This window comes from Synechococcus sp. TAK9802 (assembly GCF_014279535.1).
In the GTDB taxonomy this organism is placed as follows: Bacteria; Cyanobacteriota; Cyanobacteriia; order PCC-6307; family Cyanobiaceae; genus Parasynechococcus.
Window position 1 is genome coordinate 523367 of the sequence record NZ_CP047937.1, and the last position, 15346, is coordinate 538712.

Here is a 15346-nt window from a genome sequence, read left to right on the forward strand (position 1 = left end):
GTGGAGCCTTAAGAGGGCGACAAGGTCTGGCGATGGCAAAAACCGCAGTGCCCCCAGAGCTTGATTTCTCCGTTGGGCGCTGGTCGGCCACAGTCCGGGCATGTCCCCATGCCATGCACATCGGTGCGGCTCGGATGTTTGGCCCAAATGCTGACTTCGCTCTCCAGCACAGGGGATTGGAGGGAGTGGTGTTGCTGAATGCGCAGATCACGCACCGCGTGGCCGGCTTGGTGCAGGGCGCTGATCAGTTGAGGCTTGTTGTAGAGGAGAGCCTGGCGCCATTGAGGATGGCTGGCTCCCACGGTCAGCACCCCGCGTTGCAGCGATAAGGGGCGACAGTGCGGTGCCAGTTGCGCTCCCGCAACTCTCGGCCAGTCTTGCCAGAGCGCTGCCAGATGGTCGTCCTTGCGCCACTCCCTCTGAAGTGCGCCGAGGCAGGTTTTCAAGGGTTCTGCCGGTGCTGGCGCAGCTGACTGCAGCAGCTCCAGGCCCGGAAGGCGACGCCGTTGGGATTCAGGTGCAACCGCCATGGGTTGATCCTAGGCAGAACTGCTGCAGGAACCTCGCTAATGTCAGCGCGTCTGAGGCCAAGTCATGGGTTTCTTTGATCGGCTTAGCAGGCTGGTTCGTGCCAACGCCAACGCTGCCGTCAGCAGCATGGAGGACCCGGCCAAGATCCTCGACCAATCCGTCGCTGACATGCAGGCGGATCTTGTCAAGTTGCGGCAGGCCGTCGCCCTGGCGATCGCGAGTCAGAAGCGACTGACCAGCCAGGCTGAGCAGGCTGCAGCTCAATCCAAGACCTGGTTCGAGCGTGCTGAGCTGGCCTTGAAAAAGGGTGAGGAATCCCTGGCTCGGGAAGCATTGACCCGCCGCAAGACGTTCCAGGAGACGGCAACCTCGCTGACGGCCCAGGTGCAGGCCCAAGACGGCCAGGTGGAATCGCTCAAGAAGAGTCTGGTTGCCCTCGAAGGAAAGATCGCTGAGGCCAAGACCAAGAAGGACATGCTCAAGGCCAGGGCCCAGGCGGCCAAAGCCCAGCAGCAGTTGCAAAGTGCCGTTGGCAGCATCGGCACTGATTCCGCCATGGCGGCCTTCGAGCGGATGGAGGAAAAGGTGGAGGCCCTGGAGGCCACCGGTCAGGCTGCGGCTGAGCTGGCTGGATCTGATCTGGAGAGTCAGTTCGCGGCTTTGGAAAGCGGTGGCGGTGTTGATGATGATCTCGAGGCGTTGCGCGCTCAGCTGAAGGGAGGCCCGGAAGCTGTTGCTCTTCCCGCATCTGAGACCTCCGAGGCCGTGAAGCCCGTGCAGGTGGAAGAGGTGGATGCTGAACTCGAAGACTTGAAACGATCCATCGACAAGCTCTGATCAACCCGGGAAAGTCGTCCGGCTTTCCATAGGATCAGTTCAGTCATTTGAGTGCCTTGGCTGGAGCTGTTGCCGATTTCACCGACGCTGGTTTTGAACGTGAAGTTCTCAAGGCTTCCGGCACGGTCCTCGTCGATTTCTGGGCTGCCTGGTGCGGCCCCTGCCGACTGATCGCTCCGTTGATGGATTGGGTGGCGAGCGACTACGGCGATCGCGTCAGCGTCGGCAAGCTCGAGGTGGATTCCAATCCTCAGACCCGTGACGCTTACCAGGTTCAGGGCATCCCCACACTGATCCTCTTCCGCAACGGTGAAGTGGTGGCGCGGCATGAAGGTGCCATCGCTAAACCGCAGCTGCAGTCCTTCCTGGATGCCAACCTCTAAGCGGCTTGCCTCACTGGGCAGCGCTGTTTTTGCCCGTGTTGATGCCGCCAAACAGGCTTATCGGCTCGAGGCGTCTTCTTCGGTCCGTCCGGATCTGGTGGATCTCTCCATCGGATCCTCTGATCTTCGCCCCCCCACGGCGTTGTTGCACTCCATGGCCTCAGCGGTCATGGAGTCCAGCAGCAGCTCCTATTGCCTTCAAGCCGGCTTGAGGCCTTTTCATGCCGCCGTCGCGGACTGGTGTCGGCATCGCTTCGACGTTGCCGTGGATCCTGATCATGAGGTCCAGTTGTTGGTGGGATCCCAGGAAGGAACCGCCCATCTGCCGCTGGCGGTGCTGGATCCGGGTGACGCCGCCTTGCATCTGGACCCCTGTTATCCGTCCCATACCGGTGGATTGCACCTGGCGGGAGCCCGGACCACGGCCCTTCCCCTTTCCCCTGAAAACGACTGGCGGCCAGACCTGACGACCATCAGCCCCCAGCTCTGGGATCAACTGAAGTTGTTCGTTTTGGGGTACCCCCACAACCCTTCAGCCCGGGTGGGGGATCAGGAGGATCTCAATCGCATCACGGCGATCGCAGCTCGGCATGACGTGGTGATCGCTCACGACAACCCCTATGTGGATCTTGCCCTGGATGGAGAGCCTCCCTCGCTTTTGCAGGCTCCGAACTGGAGGGAGTGCGGCATTGAATTCTTCTCCCTTTCGAAGGGCTGGTGCCTTGGGGGATTCCGACTTGGTTTTGCAGTTGGTGCGGCACCGCTGATTGCCGCCCTGCGTCGCGCCAAGGCCGTCATCGATTTCAACCAGAGCCTGGCTCTGCAACAGGGTGCGATTCAGGCCTTGCAACGCTTCCCCGATTGGCCGCGGCAACTGCATCCGACCTATCGCGAACGACGGGATCGTGTGGTCGAGACCCTCAGGGCACGCGGTTGGTCGGTTCCCTGTCCAGAGATGGCGATGTACCTCTGGTTCCCCTTGCCTGATGCGGCCCATCGTCGGGGCTGGAGTGATGAAGATGCCGCGAGTGAACTGCTTCAGCGCAGTGGTGTCGCCTTGACCCCTGGGTCTGGGTTTGGTGGCGGCGGTCGCCAGTGGCTGCGCATGGCGCTTGTACGGCCAGTGAATGAGTTGGTGGACGCTGCATCGCGTCTCGCGGATGCGATGGATGACTGATTCACGCATGCCGCAACATCGATTCCCACACTTCGGTGGTGGCCGGTTGATGGCGACGTATCGCCGCCTCGCTGGTGCCTCGGCACGCCACTGGTCCATTCGTCATGTGCCTGTGTGCAGCAGCACGGAGGAGCTGCTGGGGGCCTGGTTGCGCGATCAGCCTTCATTGATGGGACCTCGCGCCGTCATTGCCACCCACCAGCGCCGGGGAGTCGGCCAGTGGGGGCGCGCCTGGGTTTCTCCGCCAGGTGGTGTCTGGATCAGTGCTGCTTTGCCTTGGCGGAGCCAAGGGTCCGGTCAGGCCGGCTTGCTTGGCCTGGCGCTGGCCCTTTCGGTGGTGCACCGGCTTGAGCGGCAGGGCCTTTCGGTTCAGATCAAATGGCCCAACGACCTGTTCGTGAACGGCCGCAAATTGGCGGGCCTTCTGCCAGGGGTGGTGCAGCGGGGCTCCCAGCTGCGTTTGCTACGCATCGGCCTGGGCCTGAATGTGCGGAATGCAGTTCCTGGCCATGCCATTGCTCTGAGAAGGCTTGAAGGGCAGCAGGCTGCGGATCCGATCCGATGGACGGCGGAGGTTTTGCTGGCCTTCGATCATTGTCACGACGAAGGAGGCGATGGGGCCTGGTGCCTCGATGGAGTTGAGGCCAGGCTCTGGTCCGATCAGCTCGTCCATCCTCAAGACGGTCAGATCTGGCGGATTACTGGCCTTGAACGGGATGGAGGGCTGCGGTTGCGTCAGGGTTCAAGGACTGAAACCTGGCGCCGCTGGCCCTGAGTTGGTGTCCCATCCATAGGATTCCTGAGCACAGCCGTCTTGTCCGTTGCTGGCTTGGTTCGCGCTGATCTGGATGTTGATTCCAGCCGCGGCTGCGCAGGGTTTTGATCAGTCGCTTGATAGTCTGGTTCGCCAACGGGTGATCACGTCCCAGGAGTGCAAGCTGCTTCGGGGCGGTGGCGCGGCGGTTCCCATCGAACAGAGCCGTTTTGAGGAGGCCTGTCGCACCGGTGCTCTGTCCCGGCAGGACTGTGCTTCCGGGGTGGCCAGGCGTCCGCCGGGGGCACCGGCCTCAGCACGGGTTCGCTTGATTCCCTCCCGCCAACCGTTGCGTGTTCCCGTGTCAGCGCTTCTCGCCCGCGATGGCGGCACCTTTCGGCTGGAATCCGTCTTTGCGGTCACGCCCCGTCCGCTGCCAACTCCTGGCAATGGCGACAGTCAACTGCTTTTCCCGGTGGCTGGAGATGCTTTGAAAAGCAGTGGGTTTGGTTGGCGTCTGCATCCGATCCTGGGGAGCTGGCTGATGCATGCCGGGCGGGACTTTGCGGCACCGGAGGGCACACCGGTGGTGGCTGCTCTTTCGGGGCAGGTCTTAAGCAGTGGTCTTGCCGGTGGGTATGGCGTCGCCATCGAACTGGAACACGCCGAGCCATTGCGCCGCACGCTCTATGGCCATCTCTCGGAGATCTATGTGCGACCTGGTCAGCCGGTGCGCCAGGGAGAGGTGATTGGCCGCGTCGGCAGCACAGGTCTCAGCACAGGGCCGCACCTGCATTTCGAGTTGCGCACACCCTCGCGGACCGGTTGGCAGGCCGTTGATCCAGGGGATCTGGATCTTTCCGCCGTGATGCGTGCCAACAACGATCCTGTTTCGCTCCTGTTCGGCCAGGTGTTGCGCAGCCTTGAACGGGATCAGCCCTAGCCCAGGGCGACGCCGAGCGAAACAGAGACGTCAGTTCGTCTGTTCCCGGAGGATGAATCCAACACCGCGCACGGTGTGGATGAGGGTTGGCGCGTCGTCCAGTTCGACTTTTTGACGCAGGTAGCTGATATAGACGTCGAGAAGATTGTCGTCCCCATAAAAATTTTCTCCCCAAACACCGTGCATGATTTCCTGGCGTTCAAGCACGCGGCCTGCGCCCCGCATCAGGAAATTCAGCAGGTCGTATTCCTTCACAGACAGTCGGATCGCACGATCTCCCCGCATCACATCCCGGGTACGCGTGTTCATGCTGAGGTCGGCGACCTTGAGAATTTCGTTGACGTCTGAGCCGCCTAAAGGTCCTGAGAATGTTGCAGCGCGGCGGTGCATGGCCCGCAGGCGCGCCATTAATTCGTCGATGGAAAATGGCTTGATCAGGTAATCATCAACGCCGGCTGGGAAGCGGCCTGGAGCTGCAGCTGTTTCAGGCAGGCCAAGCCGTCCATGCCTGGCAGCATCAAGTCCAGCAGCAGCAGATCGAAACGATCGGAGCCGGCTTCGTTGAGAAAGTCTTCTGCGGACCCGAAGCAGATGCAGGCGTGCCCCTCATCGGTGATTTCAGCACTGATCAGCTGCTGAATGCGCGGATCATCTTCCACGACTGCAACACGAAGAGCCTTGGGGGTCTCCTCCATTAGCGCAGGGGCACTGCACTCATTGTGGGCATCCAGTGAGCGCCCGACCATCCTGGAAGCGAGCAATGCGTTGTGCTCGGGCCGCCACATCGTCCTCATGGGTCACCATCACCAGGGTGATGCCCTGTTGGTGGAGTTCATCAAACAGTTCCAGCACCTCTGCGGTGGTGCTGGAGTCCAGAGCCCCTGTGGGTTCGTCCGCCAGCAACAGACTGGGGCGGTTGATGATGGCCCGGGCGATGGCCACCCGTTGTTGCTGCCCTCCGGAGAGCTGATTGGGCTTGTTCTCCAAACGCTGCGCTAGACCAACGCGGCGTAGGGCCGATTGGGCACGCTCGATCCGTTCCTCCCTGGGCACCCCCGCGTAGATCATCGGGAGCATCACGTTCTCCATGGCGCTGGCGTGGCCGAGCAGATGGAACTGCTGAAAGACAAACCCGAGCGAGCGGTTGCGAACGTCGGCTAAGGCATCGTTATCCAACAGTTCAACGGCCGTCCCATTGAGCCGGTAGGTGCCACTTGTGGGCCGGTCCAGGCAGCCAAGGATGTTCATCGCCGTGCTCTTGCCTGAGCCGCTGGCCCCCATCACCGCCAGATAATCCCCCTTGTGAACGGTGAGATTCAGTTGGTCAAGGGCTTTGACTTCGAGATCACCAGATCCGTAGATCTTGCTGATCCCCCTGAGCTCAGCAACCGGCTGCTGCACAGCCTCAGCCAAGACCCTTCAGACTTGACAGGGCGATGGCCTGCTGAAGCAATGGCGTTCCTGCAACCGCTGTATTGGCCCACTGGAACAGGGGATTGGAGAGGATCCCGCCAACGGCGGTGATCGCCACACATCCAATCAGGGCAACCCGAAGCGGCTGCATCCCCATCAACGACCAATTCACCTCGGGGTAAGCCTTGACCACATCGGAGGCCTCCTGGGGCTCCTTCACCACCATCATTTTGATGACGGAGATGTAGTAGTAGATCGACACCACGGAGGTGACCAGGCCAACCACCACCAGTAGGTATTCGTGGTTCGCCCAACCGGCAAAGAACAGATAAATCTTTCCGAAGAAACCCAGCATTGGCGGAATGCCACCCAGAGAAAGCAGGCAAAGACTGAGGCCGAGGGTGATCAGGGGATCCTTCTGATAAAGCCCCGCGTAATCAGAAATTCGATCGCTTCCTGTGCGGATCGAGAAGAGGATGATGCAGGCGAAGGCCCCCAGGTTCATGAACAGGTAGGCCGCCATGTACAGAACCATGGCCGCGAAACCGTCCTCGGTGCCGCAGACCATGCCGATCATCACGAAGCCGGCCTGGCCGATCGAGCTGTAGGCCAGCATGCGCTTCATCGATGTCTGGGCGAGAGCAACAACGTTGCCCAGCGTCATGCTCAACACCGCCAGAACAGTGAACAGCAATTTCCATTGATCATCGAAGGCACCGAAGCAACCCACCAGGATGCGAAGGGCCAGGGCGAATCCGGCGGCTTTGGAACCCACGGAAAGGAACGCCACCACAGGGGTTGGTGAGCCTTCGTAGACGTCAGGCGTCCATTGGTGGAAGGGAACGGCTGCGATCTTGAATGCAACGGTGGCCAAGACGAACACCAGAGCCAAAGCAGCCAGAGGTGTGGTGCTGGTTTGCAGAGCCAGGCCGATGGTGTCGAGGCTGGTGCTGCCGCTCAGGCCGTACAGCAGAGAAGAGCCGTAAAGGAAAACAGCAGCGGCTGCCGATCCCACGAGCAGATATTTGAGTGCTGCTTCGGAGCTGCGGGCATCCCGCTTCATGTAGCCCGACAGCAAGTAGCTAGCGACGGAGAGTGTCTCCAGCGAGATGAACACACTCACCAGATCCGTAGCCCCGCAAAGGAGCATGGCGCCGAGGGTTGCGGCGAGGAGGATGGCGGCGTACTCGCCAACGGGTGTGCCGCTCTTCTCCGCGTAACGCCAGCTGATCAGCAGCGACAGAAGCGTGGACAAGGCGATCACAGCCCGGAACGCCACCGCCAGGTTGTCGGCGAGGAAGGCTCCAAGGAACGAGGGCTCGAGCGGTGCGTTCCACTGCAGGGCCAGCAGCACCAGAGAGGCCCCCAGGCCCAGGTAGCAAATCGGCGGCACCCAACGTGTGGCGACCTTTTCGCCGGCCAGGTCCACCAAGAGGGTGGCGATCATCGCCAGCAGAACTGCAGCTTCGGGCAGTACGGCGGAGGCGTTGAGAGAGAGATTCAGCAGCTCACCAGGGGCAGCCGTGGCCTGGGTGGCGAGAAGGAAAGCACCCATGTCGGGCATGGCAGCCTGGAACCGTTGCGCTGGGGCGACTGTAGCGGCGCTTGACGCGCCGACGGTCATGCAGAGCGCTGCTCGGTGCGATAGAGAAGGGGAACGGTTTACCTGCCGCTAGTGGCGCACACCCTCGTCATCGTTGAGAGCCCCACGAAGGCCAAGACCATCCGTGGCTTCCTTCCCAAGGGATTCAAGGTCGAAGCCTCGATGGGGCATGTCCGCGACCTTCCCAACAACGCCAGCGAGATTCCGGCATCGGCCAAGGGGCAGAAATGGGCCAACCTCGGTGTGAACACCGACGCGGATTTCGAGCCGCTGTACGTGGTCCCGAAGGACAAGAAGAAGACGGTTCGCGAACTCAAGGACGCCCTCAAGGGTGCTGATCAGTTGCTCCTAGCGACGGACGAAGACCGGGAAGGCGAAAGCATCAGTTGGCACCTCCTCCAGCTGCTGGCGCCGAAGGTACCGGTGAAGCGCATGGTGTTTCACGAGATCACCAAGGAGGCCATCGGCAAGGCCCTGGATCAGACCCGCGACCTGGACATGGAGCTGGTCCATGCCCAGGAAACCCGGCGGATTTTGGATCGCCTTGTGGGGTACACCCTGTCCCCTCTCCTCTGGAAAAAGGTGGCCTGGGGACTCTCCGCCGGGCGGGTGCAGTCCGTTGCGGTTCGGCTCTTGGTTCAACGGGAACGGGCCCGCCGCGCCTTCCGCAGCGGCAGTTACTGGGACCTCAAGGCCCAGCTTGAGCAGTCGGGCAGTGCCTTTGAGGCCAAGCTGACCCATGTGGGTGGCCAGCGGATCGCCACCGGTAACGACTTCGACGAGAGCACCGGCGGGCTGAAGGCAGGCAGTGCCGTGCGGCTGCTCAGCGAGAGCGAGGCCAAGGCGTTGGCTGAATCCGTGCGAACCAGCGCCTGGACTGTGGACGCGGTGGAGGAGAAGCCCACCGTGCGCAAGCCGGTGCCTCCCTTCACCACCAGCACCCTTCAACAGGAGGCGAATCGCAAGCTGCGCCTCTCAGCCCGGGAAACCATGCGCTGTGCCCAGGGGCTCTACGAACGCGGTTTCATCACCTACATGCGGACCGACTCGGTTCACTTGTCAGATCAGGCGATCAACGCATCCCGCAACTGCGTGGAGAGCCTTTACGGCAAGGAGTATCTGAGCAAAGGGCCGCGGCAGTTCAGCACCAAAGCCCGCAATGCCCAGGAGGCCCATGAAGCGATTCGTCCATCCGGAGAAAGCTTCCGAACCCCCGGTGAGACCGGTCTGGATGGACGAGATCTGGCGGTGTATGAGCTGATCTGGAAGCGCACCGTGGCCAGCCAGATGGCCGAAGCCAGGCTCACGATGCTCTCGGTGGATCTCAGCTCAGGCGAGGCCAGTTTCCGGGCCAGCGGCAAGCGCATCGACTTCCCCGGTTTCTTCCGCGCCTACGTGGAAGGCAGTGATGATCCCGATGCGGCCCTTGAGGGTCAGGAAGTGTTGCTGCCGGCGTTGAGTGTTGGCGATGCACCGGAGCCGAAGACCGTTGAGCCCCTTGGCCATCAGACCCAGCCGCCCGCACGGTACAGCGAGGCATCGCTGGTGAAGATGTTGGAAAAGGAAGGCATCGGCCGGCCGTCGACCTACGCCTCGATCATTGGAACGATCGTGGATCGCGGCTACGCCACGCTGTTGGGCAACGCCCTGACCCCCAGCTTCACCGCCTTTGCTGTGACGGCGTTGCTCGAGGAGCATTTCCCTGAACTGGTGGACACCAGCTTCACCGCTCGAATGGAGAACACCCTCGATGAGATCTCCCACGGCAAGGTGCAGTGGTTGCCTTACCTGGAGGGCTTCTACAAGGGTGATGAGGGCCTGGAAAACCAGGTGCAGCAACGGGAAGGGGACATTGACCCCGGTGCATCCCGCACCATCGATCTGGAGGGCTTGTCCTCCGTGGTTCGCATCGGCCGCTTCGGCGCATACCTGGAGGCCAAACGGGTCAGCGACGACGGTGAGGAAGAGCTGATCAAGGCCACCTTGCCCCGGGAGATCACTCCGGCTGATCTGGATGAAGAGCAGGCCGAATTGATCCTCAAACAGAAGGCCGACGGCCCCGAAGCCATCGGTGAGGATCCGGAAACGGGGGATCTGGTCTACCTGCTCTTCGGTCAGTACGGCCCTTACGTGCAGCGGGGCCAGGTGAGTGATGAGAACCCCAAGCCCAAACGTGCGTCTCTGCCCAAGGGGCAGAAGCCGGAGGATCTCACCCTGGAGGATGCCCTCGGACTGCTCCGTTTGCCGCGTCTTCTCGGTGAACACCCCGATGGTGGGCGCATTCAGGCGGGGCTTGGCCGCTTTGGCCCTTACGTCGTCTGGGACAAGGGCAAGGGCGAGAAGGATTACCGATCGCTCAAGGGGGATGACGATGTTCTGGCGGTGGGGCTGAGCCGTGCCCTTGAGCTGCTGGCCATGCCCAAACGGGGTCGGGGTGGACGCACCGCCCTCAAGGACCTCGGAAAGCCGGAGGGCAGTGATGAAACGATTCAGGTCTATGACGGCCCCTATGGCTTGTACGTCAAACAGGGCAAGGTGAATGCCTCGCTGCCGGAAGGCAAGGGCGCTGACGATGTGACCCTTGAAGAAGCGGTGGAACTGCTTGCCGCCAAGGCAGCATCGAAGAAGGGCGGTCGTAAAACCGCCGCGAAAAAAACCGCCGCGAAAAAAACAACCGCCAAGAAACCAGCGGCCAAGAAACCCCCCGCCACCACCAAAACCGGTCGGCTCAGGGCCAGTGCGGTGCGGGTGATCAAGCCGGCTGACAGCTGATGGCCCGTCTGCTTTGGCTGCTGCCTGTGGGGCTCCTGCAGGCCTGTGCCGGCACACCGGTCGCTGAACAGTTGGAACGCTCCTTCGCGGTGCCTGAAGCCAGGCCGGCCCAGGCAGCTGCGCCCGTACCGGTTGTGAAGACCAGCCCAACAGTTGTCAGCCCATCGGTTGGCAGCCCTTCTGCTGCGACCCCCTCCACGCCGGCGGCCGAGGCTGTTTCCCTGCCTGAGGCAACGGATGCTCCTGACCCTGTTCCGCAGCCAAAACGGCGGACGGTGTCATCCCAACGTCTGCCCCAGGCGCCCTACCGGATCACCATCCGTTTGGCCGGAGCCGACCCTGCCGCTCCTGCTGAAGCCGTCACCCGCGCCCTGCGTGAGGCGGATGTTGGCTTTGCGGTGGAACGGATTGAGCGGGTTGAACCATGACCGACGCGACCCCCCGGTTGAGCCGCCAGCAGGCTCTGAGGCTGGTTGAGGGGGCATATCTCGCGGCCGCGACTGGGCTGATCTGGTTGGCTCTGTACTACTTGCCGGTAGGTGGTGCGCTGTTCCGTCTGGCCCTTCCCTTGCCCCTGATCCTGCTGCAGTTGCGTCGTGGCAACCGTTCCGGTGCAGAGGGTCTGCTGCTCTCTGTGCTGCTGCTCACCGCCTTGATGGGTCCTTTGCGTGGACCGCTGCTGCTGTTTCCCTACGGGCTTTTGTCGCTCTGGCTGGGCTGGAGCTGGTGCCGGGGGATCAGCTGGTGGCTGAGCTGGTCGGGGGGCGTTGTTCTTGGAACGGCAGGGTTTTTGGTGCGAGTTCTGGTGCTTTCGTTGCTCGTGGGAGAAAACCTCTGGGTCGTGATCACCCGGGCCGGTTCCGCTCTGCTCGAGCGTTTGATCGCGGTACTGCATCTGCCGATCACACCGGATCTCACCCAGGTGCAGTTGATGGCGTTGCTGTTGGTGGTGGTTCAGGAGGTCATCTATGTGCTGTCTCTTCATGCTTTGGCGTACTGGATCTTTCCCCGCCTGAAATCACCGATTCCGGAGCCCCCGAGGCTGCTGCATGGACTCATTGCCCTCGATCCCCTCTGAAGCCTCGGTGTTGCCTGAGGGCTGCCAGCAGCTGGGAGGTCTCGGTGCACGCAGGTTGGACGCAGCGGCACTTCGTCCCTGGACCTCCAACGATCAACCGCTGGATCTTTTGCTCGTTCTGGCGGCCACACAAACGGCTGAGCATGAAGGGATTTCAGCCGCTGGCTCCACCGTGGCTTCGCGGCGCTACACCGCCCTGGCTGATGCGGAGCTACTGATTCACGGGCCGGCGCGGCAGCGCCGTTGGCCTCTGCCGCCTCTGCCCGCTGGCGTCTCCCCCGCCCTGCTCAGCCATGTCGCGGCGCGACGCTTGACGTTGAGGCCGCAGGTGGCGGCCCTCGGCTTGGCTCAGAAACCCGATTTTCCTCACCTGCACATCGAGCCCCTGGACCAAGGCCCCTCGGCCTGCCTCTCCAGTGGTGCGGCGATGCCATTGCCGCGGGTGCAGCATTTGTGGCGACAGGGAGAGCTGCTGGGGCGGGGGTTGAAACGCCCCTTGGTGGTGGCGGAGTGTGTTCCAGGGGGCACCACAACCGCTCAAGCGGTTTTGACGGCCCTCGGCGTGGAGGTTGCCCATCTGATCAGCGGTAGTGCTCTTCATCCGCCGCAGCAACTCAAGAAAGATCTCGTTGTCCGAGGGCTTCAGCGGGCTTCGCTTGGTGCGCATCCTTCGGCCGAGCAGATCCTGGCTGCTGTTGGTGATCCTTTTCAGGCCTTCACCGCAGGGGTGGTGGTGGGTGCGGTGTCCGCGGGACAACCGTTGTTGCTGGGGGGCGGTTGCCAGATGCTGGCTGTTCTGGCCTTGGCGATGCAGGCTTTGCCCGCCCGTCAGCGGGACCAGCTGGCGGCCCAGGTGCTGATCGGCACTACCGGTTGGCTCGCTGATGAGGGTGCGGATCTGGCAGGTCAGTCCCCCTTCGGCGGGCTGGTGGATGCCACTGCGAGCCATCTGGCCTCTGCCCTCTCCGTTCTGGCCTGCGGCGTGCGTTTTCACAGCAGCACCCATCAACCCTTAAGGGACTACGAACGGGGCTATGTGAAAGAAGGGGTGGGGGCAGGCGCTCTTTTGCTGCTCGCCCAGTTGCGTGGATGCTCGTGTGCCGATCTGGTGCTGGATTGTGAGCACGCCCTGGAGCAGCTGCTCAGCCGCCCCGTAACGTCAAGCCCATGAACGTCTGGAGAGAGCGGTTGGGTCCCCTGCGCCGGCGCCAAGTGCTCCAGATGATCGGGGCGACGGGAACCGTGCTGCTGGCGGGCTGTCGTCCGACGACATCCGTGCCTACCCTGATGGCTCCGGCTGGGGTTGTGCCGAAAGCGTGGGCTGATGCCTTGCCCAAGCCATGGAGCCTGACGCTGGCTCCAGCCCAGCAGGACTGGAGGCCGGCGGATCAGGCGCGTGCCGATGTGTTGGTGATCGGTGATGGATGGCTTGATGCCCATCCAGCGGACACGCTCCAGCCCATTGCCTCTGAACCGCTCCTGAGCCAGTTGGATGGTCAGGCCAAGGCTCTGCTGGCCAGCCTCGGTGCTCTTCAGGATCGGGTGTTGCCGCTGGCCGTCAGCCCCTGGGTGATGCTGCTGCGGGATGACGCGGCCATGACCCAGGAGGGGTGGCCCCTGTTGCTGGATTCCGCCATGGCAGGGCGTGTGGTGCTTCCCGCAAGCCCCCGCTTGGTCATGAGCCTGGCGGACCATTTGGGCGGAGGCCGGGCTTTGCCTGCGCTGCGTCGCCAGGCCCTCACCTATGACGACCGTCAAGCCACCAACTGGTTGCTTAAGGGTGAGGCCAAGGTGGTGGTTCTTCCCCTGAGCCGCTGCATCGCTCTGTTGGGGCGGGATCCCCGTCTTCGGGCGATCCTGCCTGCCTCCGGCGCCCCCTTGCACTGGACTGTTCTGCTTAGGCCGGAGGCCAGTCGTGAACCGGTTCCCCAGCGCTGGGTCGAGCAGGGATGGCGGGATCCCCTGCGTCGCCGCTTGGTGCAGCAGGGATGGCGGGCTCCGATTGCATCGCCAGGGCTGATGGTGGACCAGAACGCCCTATCGGCGCGTCTGCGGCCTCTGCTCTTTCCGTCCGCAGTCACCTGGTCGCGCTGCTGGTCGCTGCCACCGCTGTTGCCCGAAGACCGGAGCGCCCTGGAAGAGCGCTGGCGTGATTCAGCTCCAGAGCCGCCGTCGCGGTGAAGCCTTCAAGCGTTGGTGGGTGTCCGCCAGCAGATCAGGAATGGGCAAGTGATGCGGGCAACGGGGAATGCACTCCCCACAGCGTTCACAGGCGGAGGCGTCGTGCTCTTCCCACCAGTGACCAGCACGGCCAATGAGGTTGTAGCGCTCCTGCGCAAATTCGGTGAGCCCATGGCCAATGGCCAGATTGCGCAGCCGCAAGAGTTCGGGGATCGGAACCTCGTTCGGACAGGGAAGGCAGGCCTGGCACTGCTTGCAATGCTCCTGGCCAAGTCGTTCCTGCTGCCGAAGCTCTGCCGTGACCAGAGCCTGTTGCTCGGCCTGGCTGAGGGGCCCATTCCCCTGCGCCAGGGTTGCGGCGAGTTGAAGATCCCCTGCAGCTGCGGCGCCAACGGTCAGGGTGCTGATGCCCTGTGCCAGCAGGAACCGGTAGGCCAGCTCGAGGGGGGCAAAGGGGGTGCAGTCCGCCACCAGTGTTGGGCTGGGGGCCTGGAGGCGACCGCCTTTATCGGCAGGGGAGATCGCCATCACTCCGAGGCCGTGCGCCAGGGCCCAACGGGCCAGGGGCAGACGCTGGGGATCCAGCCAATGCAGGTGCAGGCTGCAGAAACTGAAGCGCTGGCTGCGCAGCGCCCGATCGATCAGCGGGTTGCTGCCATGGCTGCTGAAGCCCACCTGGCTGACGCGTCCACTGCTGACGGCCCAGTCCAGAAGCCTGGACCCATCACCCACCAGGGCCCAGTCCAGATGCTCCTCCCGGTTGATGCCATGGATGGCGAGGTTGTCGAGCTGTGGACAGCCCAGTCGCTCCAGAATCTGATCAAGGCGGCGTTGTCCTTCCTCGAAGCTCAGCCCTGGCAGCAGTTTGCTGGTGATCACCCAGTGATCAGACCCTGTGAGGCTGTTCTGGCGAAGGGCCTCTCCCAGAAAACGTTCCGCAGGTCCGTAGGCCGGGGCGGTTTCCAGATGATTGATCCCAGCTGCCGCTGCCGCGTCAAGCACCTCGGCCATCTGGGCCGCCGAGTTCAGGGCACGCATCGTGCCGAGGGTGAACAGGCTGACGGGGCGGCCGCTGCCGAAGGCGCGGGTGTTCACTACTCCGAGGGCGTCTCGCTGTCTTGGTTGCGCAGATGGCGCACCAAGGCCGCAGGGCTGAGGTCGTCGACGAAACGGCTGAAGGCACTTTGATCTTCCGCATCCGCCTCCGCATCCACCGGTATCGAGGCTTCCACCACCACCTCTTCCAGCATCCAGATGCCGCTGCCCGTGCGGATCGCCAGCGCAATGGCGTCGCTGGGTCGGGCATCCACTTCAATCAGTTCCAGCACTTCGTTTTCAGTCAACTCGGCTTCGTCCAGATCGGGTCGCAGCTTCAACACCGCATGAAAGGTGCTGTCTTCAATCGCGTGGACGATCACGCGTTCCAGTTCGAGCCCCCCAGCCACCAACAGTGCTGCCATCAGGTCATGGCTGAGGGGGCGTGGTGGTTCTCCCCCCTGTAGTCCGGCCATGATGTTGTGGGCTTGCGCCTGATCGATCCAGATCGGCACCTGACGGCGGCCACTGGGATCCCTCAGCAGCACCATGGGTGTGCGGCTGGCGGCATCGAGGGCAATTCCGGCGACGCTCATTTCGACCATGTCGGCGGCGCGGCTCTATCCGATTATGGCCAGA

17 protein-coding genes are annotated in these 15346 nt (G+C 62.7%); 10 read left to right on the top strand and 7 right to left on the bottom strand.

What is annotated here, in order from left to right:
• Positions 1 to 8 precede the first annotated feature (8 nt).
• Entirely contained in the window at positions 9 to 530 is a 522-nt protein-coding gene (locus SynTAK9802_RS02905; RefSeq protein WP_186497178.1) for a DUF721 domain-containing protein, read from the bottom strand.
• A 64-nt stretch (positions 531 to 594) separates the two neighbouring features.
• Between SynTAK9802_RS02905 and SynTAK9802_RS02910 the strand changes: the two genes are divergently transcribed.
• From SynTAK9802_RS02910 to SynTAK9802_RS02930, 5 genes are all read left to right on the top strand, one after another.
• Entirely contained in the window at positions 595 to 1368 is a 774-nt protein-coding gene (locus tag SynTAK9802_RS02910; RefSeq protein WP_186497180.1) for a PspA/IM30 family protein, read from the top strand.
• Between the two features lie 56 nt (positions 1369 to 1424).
• Complete coding sequence (gene trxA / locus SynTAK9802_RS02915) at positions 1425 to 1751, top strand: thioredoxin (protein WP_170950537.1); 327 nt, start codon at positions 1425 to 1427, stop codon at positions 1749 to 1751.
• On the top strand, positions 1738 to 2928 hold the full coding sequence (locus SynTAK9802_RS02920; RefSeq protein WP_186497182.1) for an aminotransferase class I/II-fold pyridoxal phosphate-dependent enzyme: 1191 nt from the start codon (positions 1738 to 1740) through the stop codon (positions 2926 to 2928). Before trxA ends, SynTAK9802_RS02920 begins: the two co-directional genes overlap by 14 nt.
• Positions 2929 to 2935: 7 nt before the next feature.
• Positions 2936 to 3703 (top strand): biotin--[acetyl-CoA-carboxylase] ligase, encoded by a 768-nt coding sequence (locus SynTAK9802_RS02925; protein WP_186497955.1) that lies wholly within the window; start codon positions 2936 to 2938, stop codon positions 3701 to 3703.
• Between the two features lie 73 nt (positions 3704 to 3776).
• Entirely contained in the window at positions 3777 to 4625 is an 849-nt protein-coding gene (locus tag SynTAK9802_RS02930) for a M23 family metallopeptidase (protein ID WP_186497184.1), read from the top strand.
• A 30-nt stretch (positions 4626 to 4655) separates the two neighbouring features.
• On the opposite strand, the gene SynTAK9802_RS12745 is transcribed toward SynTAK9802_RS02930, so the two are convergent.
• Genes SynTAK9802_RS12745 through SynTAK9802_RS02945 form a run of 4 tightly spaced genes read right to left on the bottom strand, consistent with a single transcriptional unit; the run spans position 4656 to position 7602 of the window.
• A complete protein-coding gene (locus tag SynTAK9802_RS12745; protein WP_370586372.1) occupies positions 4656 to 5033 on the bottom strand; it encodes a winged helix-turn-helix domain-containing protein in 378 nt (125 codons plus the stop codon).
• Positions 5034 to 5059: 26 nt separating this feature from the next.
• The gene (locus tag SynTAK9802_RS12750) at positions 5060 to 5320 is read right to left on the bottom strand and encodes a response regulator (RefSeq protein ID WP_370586373.1); all 261 of its coding nucleotides are present in this window, start codon (positions 5318 to 5320) and stop codon (positions 5060 to 5062) included.
• 19 nt (positions 5321 to 5339) lie between these two features.
• Entirely contained in the window at positions 5340 to 6038 is a 699-nt protein-coding gene (locus SynTAK9802_RS02940) for an ABC transporter ATP-binding protein (protein WP_186497186.1), read from the bottom strand.
• The gene (locus tag SynTAK9802_RS02945; RefSeq protein ID WP_186497957.1) at positions 6031 to 7602 is read right to left on the bottom strand and encodes an NAD(P)H-quinone oxidoreductase subunit N; all 1572 of its coding nucleotides are present in this window, start codon (positions 7600 to 7602) and stop codon (positions 6031 to 6033) included. The genes SynTAK9802_RS02940 and SynTAK9802_RS02945 overlap by 8 nt, the downstream gene beginning before the upstream one ends.
• A gap of 111 nt (positions 7603 to 7713) precedes the next feature.
• Between SynTAK9802_RS02945 and topA the strand changes: the two genes are divergently transcribed.
• From topA to SynTAK9802_RS02970, 5 genes are read left to right on the top strand one after another with little or no spacing between them, the layout of a single operon-like run.
• Positions 7714 to 10413, top strand: coding sequence for a type I DNA topoisomerase (topA, locus tag SynTAK9802_RS02950; RefSeq protein ID WP_186497188.1), 2700 nt, complete (start codon positions 7714 to 7716; stop codon positions 10411 to 10413).
• Entirely contained in the window at positions 10413 to 10841 is a 429-nt protein-coding gene (locus tag SynTAK9802_RS02955) for a hypothetical protein (protein WP_186497190.1), read from the top strand. Before topA ends, SynTAK9802_RS02955 begins: the two co-directional genes overlap by 1 nt.
• Positions 10838 to 11491 carry a DUF2232 domain-containing protein gene (locus SynTAK9802_RS02960; RefSeq protein WP_186497192.1) on the top strand — a complete coding sequence of 218 codons (654 nt, stop codon included), beginning with the start codon at positions 10838 to 10840 and terminating at the stop codon, positions 11489 to 11491. The genes SynTAK9802_RS02955 and SynTAK9802_RS02960 overlap by 4 nt, the downstream gene beginning before the upstream one ends.
• Entirely contained in the window at positions 11463 to 12662 is a 1200-nt protein-coding gene (locus SynTAK9802_RS02965; protein ID WP_186497194.1) for a nicotinate-nucleotide--dimethylbenzimidazole phosphoribosyltransferase, read from the top strand. The genes SynTAK9802_RS02960 and SynTAK9802_RS02965 overlap by 29 nt, the downstream gene beginning before the upstream one ends.
• A complete protein-coding gene (locus SynTAK9802_RS02970; protein WP_186497195.1) occupies positions 12659 to 13672 on the top strand; it encodes a substrate-binding domain-containing protein in 1014 nt (337 codons plus the stop codon). Before SynTAK9802_RS02965 ends, SynTAK9802_RS02970 begins: the two co-directional genes overlap by 4 nt.
• On the opposite strand, the gene SynTAK9802_RS02975 is transcribed toward SynTAK9802_RS02970, so the two are convergent.
• Both SynTAK9802_RS02975 and SynTAK9802_RS02980 read right to left on the bottom strand, forming a co-directional pair.
• Entirely contained in the window at positions 13646 to 14767 is a 1122-nt protein-coding gene (locus tag SynTAK9802_RS02975) for an aldo/keto reductase (RefSeq protein ID WP_186497196.1), read from the bottom strand. The genes SynTAK9802_RS02970 and SynTAK9802_RS02975 overlap by 27 nt on opposite strands.
• Complete coding sequence (locus SynTAK9802_RS02980) at positions 14767 to 15312, bottom strand: bifunctional nuclease family protein (protein WP_186497197.1); 546 nt, start codon at positions 15310 to 15312, stop codon at positions 14767 to 14769. The genes SynTAK9802_RS02975 and SynTAK9802_RS02980 overlap by 1 nt, the downstream gene beginning before the upstream one ends.
• Between the last annotated feature and the right edge of the window lie 34 nt (positions 15313 to 15346).